The sequence below is a fragment of the Nocardia pseudobrasiliensis NBRC 108224 genome (assembly GCF_001613105.1).
Taxonomy (GTDB): Bacteria; Actinomycetota; Actinomycetes; order Mycobacteriales; family Mycobacteriaceae; genus Nocardia; species Nocardia pseudobrasiliensis.
Map to the genome: position 1 here is coordinate 73,646 of NZ_BDBS01000037.1, position 17,938 is coordinate 91,583.

General features: G+C 68.8%; 7 protein-coding genes. All 7 read right to left on the minus strand.

Going from position 1 to position 17,938, the window contains the following annotated elements:
- Positions 1-4: 4 nt before the first annotated feature.
- The 7 genes from NP4_RS27275 to NP4_RS27305 are packed head-to-tail and all read right to left on the minus strand — an operon-like array spanning position 5 to position 17,874.
- Positions 5-4,549, minus strand: coding sequence for a non-ribosomal peptide synthetase (locus NP4_RS27275; protein WP_068003701.1), 4,545 nt, complete (start codon positions 4,547-4,549; stop codon positions 5-7).
- A complete protein-coding gene (locus NP4_RS27280) occupies positions 4,546-10,392 on the minus strand; it encodes a non-ribosomal peptide synthetase (protein WP_082876272.1) in 5,847 nt (1,948 codons plus the stop codon). The genes NP4_RS27275 and NP4_RS27280 overlap by 4 nt, the downstream gene beginning before the upstream one ends.
- 26 nt (positions 10,393-10,418) lie before the next feature.
- Entirely contained in the window at positions 10,419-13,502 is a 3,084-nt protein-coding gene (nbtC, locus tag NP4_RS27285) for a nocobactin polyketide synthase NbtC (protein WP_082876273.1), read from the minus strand.
- Positions 13,495-14,811 carry a beta-ketoacyl [acyl carrier protein] synthase domain-containing protein gene (locus NP4_RS27290; protein WP_068003703.1) on the minus strand — a complete coding sequence of 439 codons (1,317 nt, stop codon included), beginning with the start codon at positions 14,809-14,811 and terminating at the stop codon, positions 13,495-13,497. The genes nbtC and NP4_RS27290 overlap by 8 nt, the downstream gene beginning before the upstream one ends.
- On the minus strand, positions 14,808-15,563 hold the full coding sequence (locus NP4_RS27295) for a thioesterase II family protein (RefSeq protein WP_068003706.1): 756 nt from the start codon (positions 15,561-15,563) through the stop codon (positions 14,808-14,810). Before NP4_RS27295 ends, NP4_RS27290 begins: the two co-directional genes overlap by 4 nt.
- A gap of 27 nt (positions 15,564-15,590) precedes the next feature.
- The gene (locus NP4_RS27300) at positions 15,591-16,532 is read right to left on the minus strand and encodes a methionyl-tRNA formyltransferase (protein WP_068003709.1); all 942 of its coding nucleotides are present in this window, start codon (positions 16,530-16,532) and stop codon (positions 15,591-15,593) included.
- A gap of 31 nt (positions 16,533-16,563) precedes the next feature.
- Positions 16,564-17,874: a SidA/IucD/PvdA family monooxygenase gene (locus NP4_RS27305; protein ID WP_245998293.1), complete on the minus strand. Its 1,311-nt coding sequence runs from the start codon at positions 17,872-17,874 to the stop codon at positions 16,564-16,566.
- Positions 17,875-17,938 lie beyond the last annotated feature (64 nt).

Below are 17,938 nucleotides of genomic sequence, written 5' to 3' on the forward strand. Positions count from 1 at the left end.
GGTTTCACATGTGCTCCACGATCGCGGCCGTCACAGCGGCCACAGCTCGCTGCCAGATCTCGGTCAACCTCTCGATATCAGCGGGGTCGAACAGTTCGGCGCTCCACCGCCACAGCGTGACCACCTGTGGACCGTCCGGACCCGGATGAACGCCCGCGATCACGTCGAGCGCGTAGCGCAGCGGCATATCCGGTTCCGGCGCGATCGGAAGGTGTTGGTGCAGTGTGAGATCGGGAATCGGCGACCATGCGCCCGTGGCCTCGGCGGCCAGATCCAGACGGCCGAGATAGTCGAACATCACCTGCGGTTCGGCCACCGGCGCGAGCCCGCCGCCGTAGCGGAGCAGACCGTAGTCCAGACCCTTGTTGGGCACCGCTTCGCATTGCGCCGCAACGGTTTTCACCAGCTGACGAGCCGCGTCCGAATCGGCCTCGAGCGTCGCCACATCCGGTTCCAGCCCCGCCGCCAGCCGCAACGGGTACACGGTGGTGAACCAGCCGACCGTGCGGGTGGTGTCGGCGTCGAACAGCGCATCCTCGCGGCCGTGCCCCTCCAGCGCGACCAGGGTGCCCGCCTCGGTGTCGCGGCCGTGGCCGGACTGCCAGGTCGACAGGGTCGCGCAGAGGGCGGACAGCAGCAGTTCGGGCAGGCCGATCTGTCCATCGCGGCCGGTGACGGCCAGTAGACACCGGGTCTGCTCGGCGGGCACGATCGACGGGGTGATGCGATAGGAGTCCCAGGTGTCGCGGCGCGGATCGGGCGCGCGGTGGCCGATCGGCGCATCCGGTTCGGCAACCTGAGCGTCCCAGAATTCCTGCTGCGCAAGCACTTCGGGGGTATCTGCGCGAGCGGTGAGCAGCTGCGCCCATCGACGATAGGTGGTGTGCTCGGGCGGAAGCTCCGGATCGCGAACGTCCGCGGCGATCCGGGTCCACGCGTCGGCGAGATCGGCCAGCAGAATATGCCAGGACACCGGATCGATGGCCAGGTGGTGCACCGACAGCAGCAGGATGTCGCCGCAGGGGCGCAGGAATCGCACGGCGCGAATCATGTGGCCCGCGTGCGGATCGATGGTGTCGATCGCGATGCGCGATTCGGTCGCCAGGGCGGCTCCCAGGTCGCCGTCGACAGTCACCTCGGTCAATACCTCTGCGGCGGTGACACTTCCGGGGGCGCGGGTCCGTAACCGCCGCCCATCCTCGGATTCGATCAGCTGGGCGCGCAACATATCGTGACCGTCGAGCACGGCCTGCAGGGCCGCTTCCAGCCCGGCACGGTCGATTTCGGCGGGCAGCGCCACCAGGGTCGAGAGGGTGAGGCGACGGAAGCCGCCGAATTCGTAGAGCCACGACATGATCGGCGTGGTCGGCACCTCGCCGAACTCGGCGGGTCCGGACGAGATCCGCTGTGCCGCGCGGGTATCGATGGCGGCGGCCAGATCGCGGACGGTCGGGGTGGCCAGCACCATGGCGGGACTGACCGACAGTCCGGCTTGGCGGGCCTTGTTGACCAGGGAGATGGCGACGATGCTGTCGATGCCCAGATCCAGGAGATCATCGTCGATACCGAGCGCGCGGCCGCCGAGCGCCTCCGAGAAGGCTTGGCACAGTGCGTGTTCGGTGTCGGTGCGCGGTGCGACGCCGCCGCCGTCGCTCGCCATCTCGCGCTGTCCGAGTTCGGTCAGGGCGCGTACGTCCAACTTGCCGTTGGCATTCAGCGGCAATTCCGGCACGACGACGATGCGGGCGGGGACCATATAGCCGGGAAGTTGATCGGACAGCTCCCCGCGCACCGACCAGCCGTCGACTTCCTCGGCGGTCACCGCGAATCCGATCAGGCACGGCCCGCTCTCGCGGCGCACGACGACCACCGCCGCCTCCCGGACGAAAGACAGTCGCAGCAGGGCGGATTCGATATCGCCGAGTTCGATGCGATAGCCGCGAATCTTGACCTGGTCGTCGGCGCGCCCGACATAGGACAGCTCACCCGACGGCAGACGGCGAACCAGATCACCCGTGCGGTACATCCGCCCGCCCGACCTGGGGTCGGCGACGAAACGGTCAGCGGTGAGCGCCGACTTGCCCACATACCCCCGAGTCACCTGGTCACCGGAAAGGTAGAGCTCGCCGATCGCCCCGTGCGGCACCGGCCGCAACAGCGCGTCGAGCACATACCCCGACATGCGATCCACCGGCCGCCCGATCACCGGGATCTGCGACGAATCGGACTGCCCCGCACCGGTGTTCACCGTGGCGACCACGGCCTCGACGGTGGTCTCGGTGGGCCCGTAGCAGTTGTACACAGCCGTATCCGGCAGCGCCCGCAACCGATCCCACATGACCGGACCGATGGCCTCCCCGCCCAGCGCGAGCACGGTCAGATGATCGCCGTCGACCAGTCCGGCCGCCGACAGCTGCGTGAACATCGACGGCGAGGTGTCGATCATATCCACCCGATGCCGCACGATACCGTCGACAATGCCCTGCGCATCCCGCATTTCGACCTCGTCGAACAGATGCAGTGAATGCCCGTCCAGCAGTCCGACCAGCGGCTGCCAGGACGCGTCGAAGCTCAGCGACCAGGCGTGCGCGATCCGCAGTTTGCGACCCAGCCGCTGTTCGGCCGGACGATAGACCCGGTCGCGGTGATCGGTGAAGTAACTGGCCAGTGCGGCGTGGGTGCCGATGACACCCTTGGGTTCTCCGGTGGAGCCGGAGGTGAAGATGAGATAGGCACGCGCCAGCTCGTGCACGATCCGCGGCCGCGCCTCATCGCGACCCGCGATCCGGCCTTCGGTTTCGGGATCGTCGAGGACGAGGAGGCGATCCGCGGTCACACCCGCGGCGGCCATCAGATCGACGTGCGCGGAATCGGTGAGCGCCAGTACCGGGTCGGATTGGCGCACAATGGATTCGATCCGTGACACCGGGGCCGATACGTCGACCGGCGCGTACGCGCCGCCCGCCCGCAATACCGCCAGAATCGCGATGATCGATCGGGCCGAGCGCGGTAGAGCCAGCGCCGCAACCGTTTCCGGTCCGACCCCACGCTCGGCGAGTTCGGCGGCCAATCGCCCCGAGGCCGCCTCGAGCTCGCGATAGGTATAACGCTCGGCGGCCGTGGACAGCGCGATCGCGTTCGGCGTCCGCGCCGCCTGCCGCGAAAACAGCTCGACGACATTGCCGACCGCGACCGACTCGCGCACCGCCGCACCCGACACCGCGCGCTCGGACGGTAGCAAGACCTCGAGCGCGTCCACGCCCCGCTCACCGATTTCGGGCATCTGACGCAGCACCGACAGCACGCGCGCCCCGATATCGGCCGGTGCGAAATGCGGCAGCGCCTCGGCGACCGCCTCCAACATCACCACCAGCACGCCGTCGTGCAGATGCGACACCACCGACAGCGGGTAGTGCACCAGGGATTCCATGGCCATCGGCAGGAATCGCGCGCCGTCGCCGGTGACGATCGGATCGGTGGCCGCGCCGATCGGGGCATTCTCGAATACGAACAGCACATCGAACAGCGCGCCCTGCCCCACGGCGCGCTGAATCGTCGACAGGCTCAGATATCCGGCGTCGCGCATGACGGCCTGCTCACGCTGCGCGTCGCGGCACTGCTCGACCACCGGCGCGGTGCGGTCCAGCACGATCCGCGCGGGCACGGTATTGATGAACAACCCGATCATCGACTCCACGCCGGGCAGCGAATCGGGCCGCCCGGAGATGGTCGTGCCGAATACGACATCCGAGCGGCCGCTGAGCCGCGAAAGCACAGTGGCCCAGGCGAATTGCACGACCGTGCCCATGGTCAGCCCGTTGGCGCGCGCCCACCGCACCAGGCGGTCGGTGTCATCGGCGTCGAGGCTGAGCCGGGTGCGCCGCGGAATCGCCTCGCCCACTTCGGCTCCGGCCTCGGCCAGCATGAGCGGACCGGATATCGGCCGCAGGTAGTCCCGCCACGCCCGCTCGGCCGCCGCCGCGTCCTGGGCGGCGAGCCAGGCGATGTAGTCGCGATAGGGCCGCGGCGGCGGGAGGGATTCGACCGTGCCCCCGGCCTCGTAGACCGCGATCAGTTCCTGGAAGAACACCGCGATCGCCCAGCCGTCCATCAGGATGTGATGGGCGGTGAGGATCAGTCGCCGCCGCCCGTCGGGCAGGGTGACCAGGGTGACGCGCAGGACCGGCCCCCGGCCCAGATCGAAATTGCGCTGCCGATCCCCCTCGGCGATGGCGTCGAATTCCTCGGGGAGCGCGTCGATCTCGGTCCAGGGCAGCTCGACCCAGGTGGGCACGATCTGCACCGGCTTGGGTAGATCGCGATCCCAGAACGCGGCCCGCAGATTCGGATGCCGCACCAGGATGGCCTCGACGCTGCGCCGCAGTCGGGGCACATCCAGTGGGCCGCCGATATCGACGACGAACTGCATCGAATACAGGTCGACGCCGTCGGCCGCGAGCCGCGACAGGGAGAACAGGCCCTCCTGCAGCGGGCTGAGGGCGAGCACATCCTCGATCTCGGGCGGCGCCGAGCGATCCACCGACGTCATCGCGCGGCCTTCCAGGCCGCACCGAGGGCGGCGAGTGCGCTGTTGTCCAGACCGGACAGATTCTCGGGGGCGATCGGCTCGGATTCCGTTGCAGTGGTAAGTATTTCGACCGGCGGCGTGGCCCGGGCCGCATCGACCGCGGCGGCGAGCTCGGCGATGGTCATGTACTCGAAGACCATCTGCGGGGTCATCGGCAGGCCGTTCTCGGCGGCGCGCACCGACCACTGAATGGAGATGACGCTGTCGCCGCCGAGTGCGAAGAAGTTGTCCTCGGCGGTGACGTCCTCGATCTCCAGCAGTTCCTCGAGCAGCGCGATCAGGTGACGCTCGGTCTCGCCGCCGGACGCGCCGGTGGATGCGCGGCGCTGAGGCGCGGCGGGCGCGTCGGAGACCAGCGACAGACGGCCGTCGAAGGTCCAGCGCGCGCGATCATCGGTGCGGTACAGGCGATCGCCCCCGTCCACGCCCGCGGCCGCGCCGCCCACGTACACCCGGCCGATCACGCCCGGCGGCACCGGCCGCTGATTCTCGTCCAGAATCAGCACGCGCGCACCGGGAATCGGCCGCGCCAGGCCCTCGCCGTCCAGTGGTCCGCGCGCGACCGGACCCATGTAGCCGGGCGTCCGGTAGGAGAAGGTGGCCAGCGACCCGGTCGACAATGCGGGCAGCAGATCGGGAAGTGCTGCGGGCCACGAGGTTCCGAGAACATCCCAGCGCAGCACCGACGGCAGCATCGACACCCCGGTCTGTACGAATCGGGCCAGGGTGTTCGGATCGGCCACCACATGGGTCACCGCGTGCGTGCGGACCAAATCCACCAGCGCGACCGGATCGTCGCGCTGCGCCTCGGTGGCCACGATCAGCGTCGCGCCGTCGGCAACGGCCGCCAGCAGTTCGACGGTGACCTCCAGCCCGCCCCACGGGGCAGCGATGAGCCGCACATCGGCCGAGCCCAGCGCCGGATCGACCGAGGCCGTGCGCCGCTCGGCGGCCAGTGCGCGCCGATCGGCGACCGCGGCCGCCAGCGCGGCAGCACCGAATCGCACCTCGCCCTGAACATGCCGGTTGTCCTCGCCGCTCGCACAGTCCTTTTCGAGCCGACGCACGATCGCCTTCAGCCCGTGCACCGACGCGTCGTCGATCACGGGGTCGATCCCGTCCAAAAGCTGGTGATAGGTGAGCGCGGCACCACCGCAACGCACCGCGGTCCGCACCGGCGGCACCTCGCGGCCTCGGCGCAGCAGCTGCGCCACGCTGAGCACATCGGCCGGTTCGACGCCGGTCGCCCACTCGCCGGTGAGCCGGTGCCGCTCCTGCGGGGACAGCAGATCCAGTTCGGCCAGCGGCGTCTCGGGCCGGTCGGCGAACGCCTCCAACACCCGAATCATGCGCTGGGCGAACGCCTCCGCGCTCCGCGCGTCGTAGAGATCCGCGTTCACGATCACGCTGGCGTTCAGCCCCCCGTCGCCCTCGGCGAAGAAGTTGATCGACAGATCCAGCAGTGAGATGTCGAAATCCAGCGGCAGCACCCGCACCGCGGCCGCGCCGAGGCGGATATCGTCGGCGGCCCAATCGGCCTCGCGGAAATGCATCATCGCCTGGAACAGCGGATTGCGCGAGCGCGAGCGTGGCGGATTCAACGCCTCCACGACCCGCTCGATCGGCACGCTCTGATGGTTGTAGGCGTCCAGCGCGACCGCGCGCGAGCGCTCCAGCACGGTGGCCAGCGTCGGGTCGCCGGACAGATCGTTGCGCAGCACGACCATATTCGCCAGCAGGCCGACCAGGTCGGCGGCGGCGGGATCGACGCGGTTGGCGACCGGTGTGCCCAGTGGAATGTCCACGCCCGCACCGAGTTTGTGCAGCAGGGTGACGACCGCGGCCTGGTACAGCATGAACTCCGTGGCCCCCGCGCGCTCGGCGACCTCGCGCAACCGGGCGCGCAGCCCCGCGGGCACGGCGAACCGAGTCACATGCCCGTTCTTGCCGAGTATCGCCGGACGCGGGCGATCGGCGGCCACGGTGATCTCATCCGGCAGTCCGGCCAGTGCGCCACGCCAGTAGTCGAGACGGGCGGGTTCGGCGTCGACCGTATCCCGCTGCCACAGTGCGTAATCCGCGTAGTCGATCGGCAGCGCGGCCCACTCCGGTTGCATGCCCACCGATCTCGCGGCGTAGGCCCGACACAGATCGCCGAGGATGGTCCGGAACGACCAATGGTCGACCACCAGATGATGCACCAACAACGACAGCACATGGGAGTCGTTGCCCAGCAATAGGATTCGGGGCCGAATGAGCAGTTCGGACTCCACGGCGAAACAGTGCCGCGCCTCGGTGGCGAGCACCTCGCGCAGCAGATCCGGATCATCGAGCACCGTGACCGGAACCTCGACGGACTCGACCGGGCGGATCGACTGATAGGGCAGGCCGTCGGCCTCGGGGAATACGGTGCGCAACGCCTCGTGCCGGGCGATCACATCACCGACCGCCGCGGCCAGCGCGGCCACATCCAACGCGCCGTCGACGCGGATCGCGAACGGGATATTGCCGACCGGCGTCGGTCCCTCCATCCGGCGGTGGAACCAGGTCGCCAGCTGCGAATGCGACAGCGGAATGCGTTCGGGGCGAGGCTGTTTGGACAGTGCGGGCACCGCGGGCGCGGAGGCGGCCGGAGTCGCCTCGATCAGCGCGGCCAGCCCCGCGACGGTCGGGGTGTCGAACGGGGCCCGCACATCCAGCGTCACGTCGAATTCGGAGCGGATCAGCACGATCAGGCGGGTGGCCAGCAGCGAGTGCCCGCCGAGTTCGAAGAACGAGTCGTCGGCCCCGATCCGATCGCGTTCGAAGATCCGGCCGAACAGCCGCGCGAGGCGGGCCTCGGTGGCCGTGGCGGGTTCGCGATAGCGATGGGTGACCGCGCGCTGCGGCCGCGGCAGGGCGCGGCGATCCAGCTTGCCGTGCACGGTCAGCGGGATCTCATCGATCACGGCGAAGGCCGAGGGCACCATGTATTCGGGCAGCGTCGCGGCGGCGTGCGCGCGCACGTATTCCAGGTCGATGTCCAACCCCGCCTCGGGCACCACGTAGGCGACCAGCATCGCGCCCACGGCATCGTCGCGCACCGCGACCGCCACGCAGTGCGCCACCTCCGGATGCGTGCCGATGGCGGCCTCGACCTCGCCGAGTTCGATCCGGAACCCGCGCACCTTGACCTGTTCGTCGGCGCGACCGACGAATTCGATCTCACCGGCCGCATTGCGCCGGGCCAGATCGCCGGTCCGATACAGCCTGCCTCCCGGAGCGCCGAAGGGATCGGCGACGAATCGCTCCGCGGTCAGCCCGGACCTGCCCAGATAGCCGCGCGCGAGTTGCGCACCGCCCAGATAGATCTCGCCCACCACCCCGGCCGGCACCAGCTGCAGCGCCTCGTCCAGCAGATAGGCGTAGACATTGCGGTTCGGCACGCCGATCGGCACGATGCGGGTGCCCTGCGGCCCCTCGACGGTCATATGCGTCGAACACACCACGGCCTCGGTGGGCCCGTAGTGGTTGCGCAGTTCGGCGTCGAAGACACCGGCGAACTTGTCGGCGATCTCGCCCGGTAGCGCCTCGCCGCCGACCGGCACATGCCGCAGCGCGCGCCACTGGTTGACCTCCGGCAGCAGCAGGAAGGTGCTCAGCATGGACGGAACCATGTGCAGCACGGTCACCCCGCAGCGGGTGATCACATCGGCCACATACCGAATATCGCGGAACGCATCGGGTTTCGGCACGACCAGCCGCGCGCCGACGGTGAAGGTGACGAAGATGTCCAGCAGCGACGCGTCGAAGCTCACCGACGACGACTGCAGCAGCCGATCCCGCGCGGTCATCCCCCACTGTGCGGCGAAACCCTGGAGATGTTCGGCGATCGCGTTGTGCGGCACCGGAACACCCTTGGGTTTGCCCGTCGAACCGGAGGTATAGATGACGTAGGCCAGATTGCCGGGCCGCAGCGGGCGATCGGCTTCGGTGGGATTCAGGACGGACAGCCGTTCGGCCGATTCCTCGGCGGCGGCCAGTTCCACCCCGCCCAACACCATGCGCGGACGCGCGTCCTCGACCAGGTAGTCGATGCGCTCGTCCGGATAGGCCGGATCGATCGGCAGATACGCGGCGCCCGCCTTGAGCACGCCCAGCACCGCCACCACGAATTCGACCGAATTCGACAGCCGCAGTCCGACGATGTCCTCCGCGCCGACGCCGTGGCCGATCAGCCAGTGCGCCAGGCGATTGGCGCGCTCGTTCAGCGCGCGGTAGCTCAGTTCGATATCGCGGTCGGGGGCCACGATCGCGACCGCGGCCGGATCGGCGGCGACGCGGCGTTCGAACAGCTCGACCATGGTGGTCGGCGCGGCGGGCGCCAGTTCCCCGTGCGACAGCTCCAGCACGCGGGCACGGCCCCGCGCGCCGAGCATATCGATATCGCCGAGGCGGCGACGCGGATCGGTCAGGGCGGCGTCCAGCAGGCGCACATAGTGTTCGCCGAGCTGTTCGACGAGTTCGGATTCGATCGCGCCGGTGCGATACTCGATATCCAGCTGCGCGCCATCGGATTCCAGCGCGACGGATAGGCCGAGCGGCACCTGCGCGACCGGGCTGCGCAGATCCAGCGCCGCCGAGACGACGCCGGGCAGATCGAAACCGTCGGCGGATTTGCGGACGCTGAAGCCGAGGCGGACCAGCTGCTCGAGGCCGTCGCGGCCGCCGTGGCGCTCCGGATTCGCCTCGCGCACCACGCGATCGATGCCGACGCCGTCGTGGGCGAACGCGCCCAGGGCGGTTTCGCGTATCCTCGCGACCAGTTCGGCGAAGGTGTCGGCCGGGCCGGGCGTCGCGCGCAGCAGCAGGGTGTTGCCGAAATAGCCGATGGCTTCCTCGGCGATGACGTTGCGACGCAGGGTGATCGGGACCGACACCAGGAAGTCGGTCGCTGCGGTGTAGCGGTGTACCACCGCGCTCCATGCCGCCAGCAGCACCATGAACGGGGTGGCCGACTGTTCGCGCGCGAAAGCCTCCACCCGCTCGATCAATTCGGCCGGCACCGCACGCAGGCAGTGCTCGGCGGCCTTGTCGGTGGTGGCCGCCGCGCGGCCGGGTAGCTCCAGCGGCTCGGGCAGCGGGCGCAGTGTCCGCCGCCAGTAGTCCAGATCCGCCTCGTCGCCGGGGATATCACCGACATCGGCGAATTGGCCACGCAGGGTAGGTAATTCGCCATCACCATAGGCGACGTTGAGTTCGCGGAACAGCACCGCCCAGGAATCGTCGTCCCAGCAGATGTGGTGCACGACCAGAACAAGGACGTGCTCATCGGCCGCGGTGCGAATCAGCAGGACGCGCACCGGAGATTCGGTGGCCAGATCGAACGACCGCCCGAACTCCCGGCGCGCGAGCACCTCCAGTCGCAGGCCGCGGCTGCTCTCGGGCAGTTCACTCAGATCGTGGGTATGCCACTGCGGAGCGAGCTCGGCGTGCGCGAGCTGATACGGCTCGCCGTCCTCCCCGACACCGTATGTGGTGCGCAGGATCTCGTGCCGCGCGACGACGGTGTCGAACGCCCGCCGCAGCCGCTGCGGGTCCAGGGAGCCGGTCAGCCGATAGCCGACGCAGATATTGAGTGTGACGTCCTGCGGATCACGGGTCTGCAAGAACCACAGCCGCCGCTGGCCGGCCGACAGCGCCAGCCGCTCACCGACATGGCCGCGCACCGCCGGCGCGGCGGATTCGGCGGCGGCGACACCGCTTTCGGCCATGCGCCGCAGCAGCAGCGCGCGCCGACGTTCGAGGACGGAGTTGTCGGTCATCTCGCTCCCTGAGTTTTTCATTCGCGTCACGCCTGCTCGGTCGCCATCAGACGCACGACGTCATCGAGCGACGCGCCCCCCAGGATCGCCGCGACCGGCAGGTCGCGATTCAGTTCGGACTGCACCCGCTTACGGAAGTCCAACGCCTGCAACGAATCCAGTCCCAGCGCTACCAGCGGCACGGAGCCGTCCAGTGTGTTCGGCCCGTCGGCGCCGATCACCTTGCCCAGTTCGCGGCGCACCTGTTCGGCCAGGCTCATGGCGGGCGGGTCGGCGACGGCGACGGCGACCACCGGATCGGATGTCACCGTCGGCGCGGGCAGCGGGGCGATCGTCTCGACCGCAAGGGATTCCGCGTACCGCACCACGCGCTCGAGCAACGGTTCGAAGCCGGATACCGAGACGATGTCGCGCATGGCGGGCCAGTCCGCCGCGGCGACGATCCGGTTGGCCGCACCCGGCCGATCGGCGTGTTCGCTCAAACCCGTGGTCATCGCGTCTACGGCCGTCATCGTCACCGCACCGGTGGCCTCGACCGAATCGGCATTGGTCGAATACGCCTCCCCCGGTAGCCGCCACAGTCCCCACTGCACCGCCACCGCGTCGATGCCCTCGGCACGCAGTCGCAGGGCCAATACATCCAGCATCCGGTTCAGTACGGCGTAGAGCAGCTGCCCGCGACCGCCGAAGGTGGCCGACATCGAGGAACACAGCACCACCCGGCAGTCCGGCGTGCGCGGGAGTTCGCGTAGCACCACATCCGCGCCGAAGATCTTGGCGGCGGCCAGTTCCCGCGTCTTCTCGGCCGTGATCTCGGCCAGGTCGGCGTGGACGAAATTCACCGCCGCGTGCACGATCAGATTCGCGGGGTCGTCGGTCACCGCCGCCACGGCCGCCGGGTCGGTGATATCGCAGGCGACGACCTGGATCTCGGTCGTACCGGCGGCGCGCAGGGCGCGGATGCGCCGAGCGACCGCCGAGGTCTCGCCCGACCGGCTGAGCAGTGTGATTCGCCGCGCGCCCTGTCGTACGTAGTGATCGCAGAACTCCATGCCGAGCGCGCCGGTGCCGCCGGTGATCACGACGTGATCCGGGTTCCGCGGCCCGGACGCCGGATGCGGTGCCGTATCGACATCCAGGCGTTTGGCGTAGACGCCGTTGCCGCGCAGGGCGAGTTGCGGCTCAGCCTTCACATGGAGCGCGCGCACCAGCGCCGCCGCCACGCTCGCATCGGCCTGCCCGACGGCCAGGTCCACATGCCGGAAGTTGGGCCCGAGGTATTCGACAGCGAGACAACGGAATCCGGCCGACACCGCGCCGTGCCACAGGTTCGGGGCGGGATCGGAGTCGACGACCGCTTCGCCGCCGACGGTCACCAGCCAGCACTCCCGGACACCGTCGAGGTCGGGCAGCCAGGCGGGATCGCCGAAAAACGCGGCGACCTCGTCGATGGCGGCGGTCACGTCCAGATCGGGGGACTCGGGCAGCAGGACCACCACCGTATCCGCGTCACCCACACCACCGTCGGAATACAGCCGGGCCGAACCGCCGTGGTTATAGGTGGCCGTGCACAGGGCGGCCGCCAATTCGGGGCAGCGCCCGGTGTGATCGACGACCAGCACATCGCGCGGCGGGACCAGGGAGCGGCGCTCCAGTCGCGTCCAGGATTCGGCCAGCCGCAGCGGACGGACCGGCTCGGCCTCCGAGCATGCCTCCGCGGCCGACGATCCCGCCGCAGCCCACAGCCGCTGCGATTTCATCACCGTATGCGGGAAGTCCGGCAGCGGCGGACACACCGTGTCCTCGACACACAGCGCCTGCCAGTCGTAACCGAGGTCGGATACGGCGACGGCGGCCAGGTTGGCGGTGAACTCCCGCAGGCTGTCGGCGGTGCGCAGCGAGGTGCCCAGTACCGCGAACTCACGCGGGGGCAACTCCGGATTTCGCGGGACCAGTGTCAAATTCTCCTGCAGCGCCAGTTGCAGGGTCGGATGTTCGGCCACCTCGATGAACGTGTCGATGCCGTCGGTAGCGGCGGCCACGATCGCGAGGTCGAAGCGGACGCGGTTGCGTAGATTCCAATACCAGTACTCTTCGTGCTCGAGCTCCGTGGTGATGCGTTCACCGAGAGTCGCTCCGTAACAGGGTATTTCGCTGTCGGCGAAGTGAGAGCCGCTCATACCGTCGAAGATTCGCTCCTGGAAGGTGCGCCGCAGCTCGGCGACCAGCGAGGTATGCGCCGGGTACGAAACCCGGATCTCCTTGGCGAACTGCCCTTTCGCGGTTGCCTCCGCGATGATCTCGACAATGGCGTCCCGATCACCCGCGATGGCGAGGATGTGCGGCGAATTGATCACGGCCAGCTCCGCCCAGCCCGATCGGCGGGCCAGCAGCACCTCGCAGGCGTCCCGGTCCATGCCCAGCACGGCCATCGACATGCCGCGCGGGGAAAGCTGATCGACCAGTCGGGATCTGTGGGTCACGACGTAGACCGAATCGCCGCGCGTCATCACACCGGCGATATGCCCGGCCGCCAGTTCACCCTGGCTGTGGCCGACCGTCGCCGCGGGTCGCACGCCCGCGGCCTGCCACATGGCGGCCAACCCGGACATGTGAAACATCAAGGCGGGCTGTACTTCCCATACCGCGTCCTCGTAACGGCCCTGCTCGCCGAGCAGGTAGTGCAGGGGCTGCGCATGTCCGAAGCGCTCCTCGTGCACGGCCGCACAGGCTCGTACCTCGTCCCGATACGCCTGGGACAGTTCGTAATACAGCTTGCCCATACCCGGGCGCTGACTGCCCTGACCGGGAAAGACGAATCCGATGCGCCGTGCGGACGCCGTACCGGTGACTACGGCCGGATGTTCCACCTCCGAGGCAACGGCGATCAGCGCGGCGAGCAACTCCTCGCGGGTGCGCACCATGATCAACGCGCGCTGCCGCCGCGCGATTCTGGTGCGGAACAGCATGTCCGCCACCCGCTCCGGCGTCACCCGGTCGTTCTCGCTGAGATAGGCCGACAGCCGCGTCGCCTCGGCGTGTAACCCGGCGGCGGTATCGGAGGTCAGCAGCACCGGAACGGTGTCATCCGGGAGCCGGTACTCAGACATGGGACTCCTCCGCGACGGGCATGGCGACAACGGCGTGCGCATTGGTCCCCGCGACGCCGAAGGACGACACCGCGCCGTAGCGCACACCATCGGCCGGATCCCACGTCGTCAACTCGGTCGCCAGGCGCAGACTGGTGGCCTCCCAATCGACCGCGTCGGTGGGATTGTCGGCGAACAGGCTCGGGGCGATCTGCCCGTGCAGGCCGCACAGCAGCACCTTGATCAGACCGAGTACGCCCGAGGCCGCCTGGGCGTGGCCCGCATTGGATTTCACCGAACCCAGCAGTGGGCCGTTCGTACGCTCCGGCGCGCCGTACACCTGCGCCAGCGCGGCCAGTTCCAGCGGGTCGCCGACCGGCGTACCGGTGCCGTGGCCCTCGATCAGGCCGACCCGATCGGCCGGAATCCCGGCCGCCGCAAGGGTTCTGTTGATCAGCCGCCGCTGCGCCGCGGCGCTGGGCACGGCCAGCGGCGCGCCCTTGCCGTTGTGGTTGATGCCACTGGCCAGCAACCGGCCGTAGACGCGGTGCCCGAGTTCGCGGGCCCGCGACTCGCGTTCCAGCACAACGACACCCGCGCCCTCACCCCACAACGTGCCGGTCGCATCCGCTGCGTACGCGCGGCAGTGGCCGTCGGTGGCCAGGGCATTGTTCTTGGAGAATTCGAAAAAGGCCGCGGGTGAACCCATTACGCAGACGCCACCGGCCAATGCCCAGTCGCACTCCCCGCCCCGAATGGCGTTCGCGGCGAGATGCAATGCCGACAGCGCCGAGGCGCACGCCGTGTCGACGGACAGCGACGGCCCGATCAGGCCGAGCCCGTGCGAGATTCGTCCGGCCACCGCGCCCAGTGCCGAGCCGGTGGCCCGGTAGCCGCTGAACTCGGTGACCGCCGCGGCGCGTGGACCGTACTCGGCGATGGACACGCCCATGTAGCAGCCGACCTCCGCGCCGTCGAGCAGGCCCGGATTGATTCCGGCATGTTCGAGGGCGCGCCATGCCACGCGCATCGCGACCCGCTGCTGCGGATCCATCGCGACGGCCTCGCGCGGGGTGATGCCGAAGAACATCGGATCGAATTCCGTTGCGCCGTCGAGGAATCCGCCCGCGTCACGAACCCGACTCCAGCCCTCGCGGCGATGCAGCGACAGCAGCCGGTCCACCGGCCATTCGCGATCGCGGGGGAACGGCCCGATCAGCTCACGACCGGCCGCCAACGCCGACCAGAACCCGTCCGGGGTCTCGATACCGCCGGGGGCCTCGATCGCCATGCCCGACACCACGATCGGGTCGTCCGCGGGCGTAGTCATCGGACCGGATCGAGCTCGGGTACCAGCAGTTCGACGATGCCTTCGACATTGTCGTTGTGGTAGAAGTGCCCGCCGTCGAAGACGGTCACCTCGATCTCGCGCTCGCTGTGCCCCGCCCACGCGTACAGATCGCGCGTGGTGACCAGCGGGTCCTCCACACCGCCCAGTGCGTGAATAGCGCTGCGCACCTTGACATCCGGCGAGCAGGTATAGGCGTCGAAGGCGCGATAGTCGGCCTTGATCACCGGCAGCGCCATCCGCATCACCTCGCGGTTCGCCATGACCTCCTGGCCGGTGCCCTCCAGCCGCCCCATATGGTCGAGCACCTGCTCGTCATCGGTCGGATGCGGCGGCAGTTCCGCGGCCCGCATCGGGGGGACCGCCGCCGAGGCCGCCAGCAGCCGGACCTCCACGCCCGCGGCCTCGGCGAGGCGGACCAGTTCGAAGCCGACCATCGCACCCAGGCTGTGTCCGAACACGGTCAGCGGAAGACCTCGATGATGCTGGGAGGCAATGAATTCCGCGAACGCACCCTGAGCGATCTCGGGCACCGTCGCACAGGCCGCCTCGCGAGCGCGGTCCTGACGGCCCGGGTATTGGAAGACGACGACGTCGAAGTGCGCGCTGAGCGCCTTGGAGAACGTCCGGTAGGCCGAGGCGCCGGTTCCCGCGTGCGGGCAGATCAACAGGGGCGGAAGATCGGCGGACGCCGGCTTGTGGAACTGCCGGACCCAGCCGAGTGGTGCTGGCATGACGGGAAACTCCTGCGGTCGGTCAGATCACTCGGGTGTGGCGGTGAGATATCCACCGCGAGTGAAGAATTCGGCGGCCCGATGTTCGCGCCCGTCTGCGGTGCGCACGCGCAGGATCAGCAGGCCGTGATTGTTTCCCCGATAGGCGTCGGGACCGCAGACGACAGCGCCGCCGCCCTCCTGCACGATCACCCGTCCGGGCGTTCCGCCGTAGCGGGCCTCGGAGATCGCGGCCTCGAGCACCTCGATGCGCTCGCCGCGGTAGTAGGCGAACGCGCGTGGATAGGGCTCCGACAGCGCCCGCACAAAACGCTCCAGGTCGACCGCGGGCCACGACCAGTCGATGCGGCTGTCGCGGTCGGAGCGCTTGTGGAAGTAGGTGCGCTCGGCCTTGTGCTGTGGCCGCCAGCGCGCGGTGCCGGATTCGATCGCGGTCAGGGCTTCGTGCAGGGCGCCGGGGATGAGCTCCATCCCGGCCTCGACCAGTTCGGTTCCGGTTGCCTTGGGCGGCACCGGAAGTGCGTGCTGGACCAGGATGTCGCCGGTGTCCAGACCCTCGTCCATGCGGTGGATGGTCAGCCCGATCTCGGTTTCACCGCTGATCAGCGCCCACAGCACCGGCGAGAATCCGGTGAACTTGGGCAGCAGCGAATCGTGCAGGTTCAAGGTGCCGTGCGGGGGCAGGTTGTACAGCTCCGCGGGCATCCAGGTGTACCAGCTGTTGACCACGATCAGATCGGGTTCGGCGCGCTTGACCAGGTCGATGGTCTCGGCATCGGCCCGCTCGGTGAGGTGGACCGGGATGCCGTGCTCGCGCGCCAGCTCCTCCACCGAGTCGTTCCAGATCGCCTTGTACGACTGCTCGCTCGTCGGGTGGGTGACGGCGAGCACCACCTCGTGGTCCGAATCGATCAGAGCCTGCAGGGTTTTGCGGCCCCAGGTCTGGTAGCCGAACGACACGATACGCATACAACCTCCAGTTAACTAAGCTGAGCCTAACCTATCTATGCCCGTCGAGGGCAACCCGCTCGTGTGAGCTCCGTTGCGCCCGGACGGGCCGCCGAGGCGCGGGCCGCAGCACGCGATCGGACAATTCGCCCAGGCAGCTGAGGTTCGGAAAGCCCGGGCCCTGTGCCATCGCGGCCAGATTCGGCAGGTAGAGAGGAGCGTCCAGACCTCTGACCGACAGGTCGTAGGAAATCGCGGATTCCAGGCGCTGTGGGGTCAACGGACCGCCTACGGCAAGTTCCAGCAAATCCGCGGCGTCGGAGTCGAAAAGTTCCAGGAACCAGAGGGATTGGCCGCCGGTGGCGTCGATCACCAAGTCGAAGGCGTGGATCTGATCGGCACGTTTCGTCCCCGAACCGTCCGACCGCAGCGTCAGCGCCACCGCGTCGCCCCGCTCGGTCACCCGGATCACCCGTCCGCGCAGATGGTGAACCCGGTTGTCGCTCATCAGACTTTCCTGCACCCGAACCGAGAACACCCCGCGATCGGCGCGCCGGATCACATCGCGACGTTCGGATTCGCTCAGCCCCGCCCAGGTAGTGGGATCGCTGAAAAGCGCGTTCTCGAAATAACTTTCACCGCGCGTGTAGAGGGTCGGATTCGGCGAGATGATCGACACGGTGAGCACGTCGTGGCGGATCAGCTCGTCCATGGCCGACCCTGCGGTCTCGCCGCCGCCGATCACCGCCGCGCGCGAGGAGGCGGGCAGGCCGCGCTTACCCGCGAGATCCCAGAACTCGGCGATGCTGAGCACCTTCGGATGGTCGGCCAGGGCGCGGCCGCTGTTGCCCGGGCCGGTGATCATCAGGCCGTCTACGTCGAATTCGGCACTGCCGCCGCCGGATTCGTCGACCGAGACCAGCCAGCCGTCGGCGGCGGGGGCGATGCGCCGCACGGCGCCCATAACGAGCTCCGCACCCGATTTGGCGGCGACCCACTGCAGATAGCGGGCCCACACGTGATGCTGCGGATTCGGGCGGCCGCGATCGATCCACTCGGCATAGGTCCCGTTCTCGACCAGGAAGGAGGTCCAGCTGTAGGCCGTCATCGCCGCATCGATCGCGCGATTGTGGCCGCGCGCCCAGGTGGAGCGGTACGGGAAACCGACATCCTTTTCCGGACTGGTCCCCAAACGGTGCTGGCCGTCGGTCCAGCCTCCGGTGGGCAGCCAATTGCCGCCGACCGCATGGCATTCGACGATGATCACGCGCGGGGCGGGCAGACCGATTTCTCGCAGTACCTGGGCCTTCGCCGCGACGGCCATGGCTTTCGGCCCGGCGCCGACCACGAGAAGTGTGTCCACGGGTGCTCCCATCCTGTGATTCCAGCCACCGATAACGAGTAAGCGTTACCTACATTTGCATAGG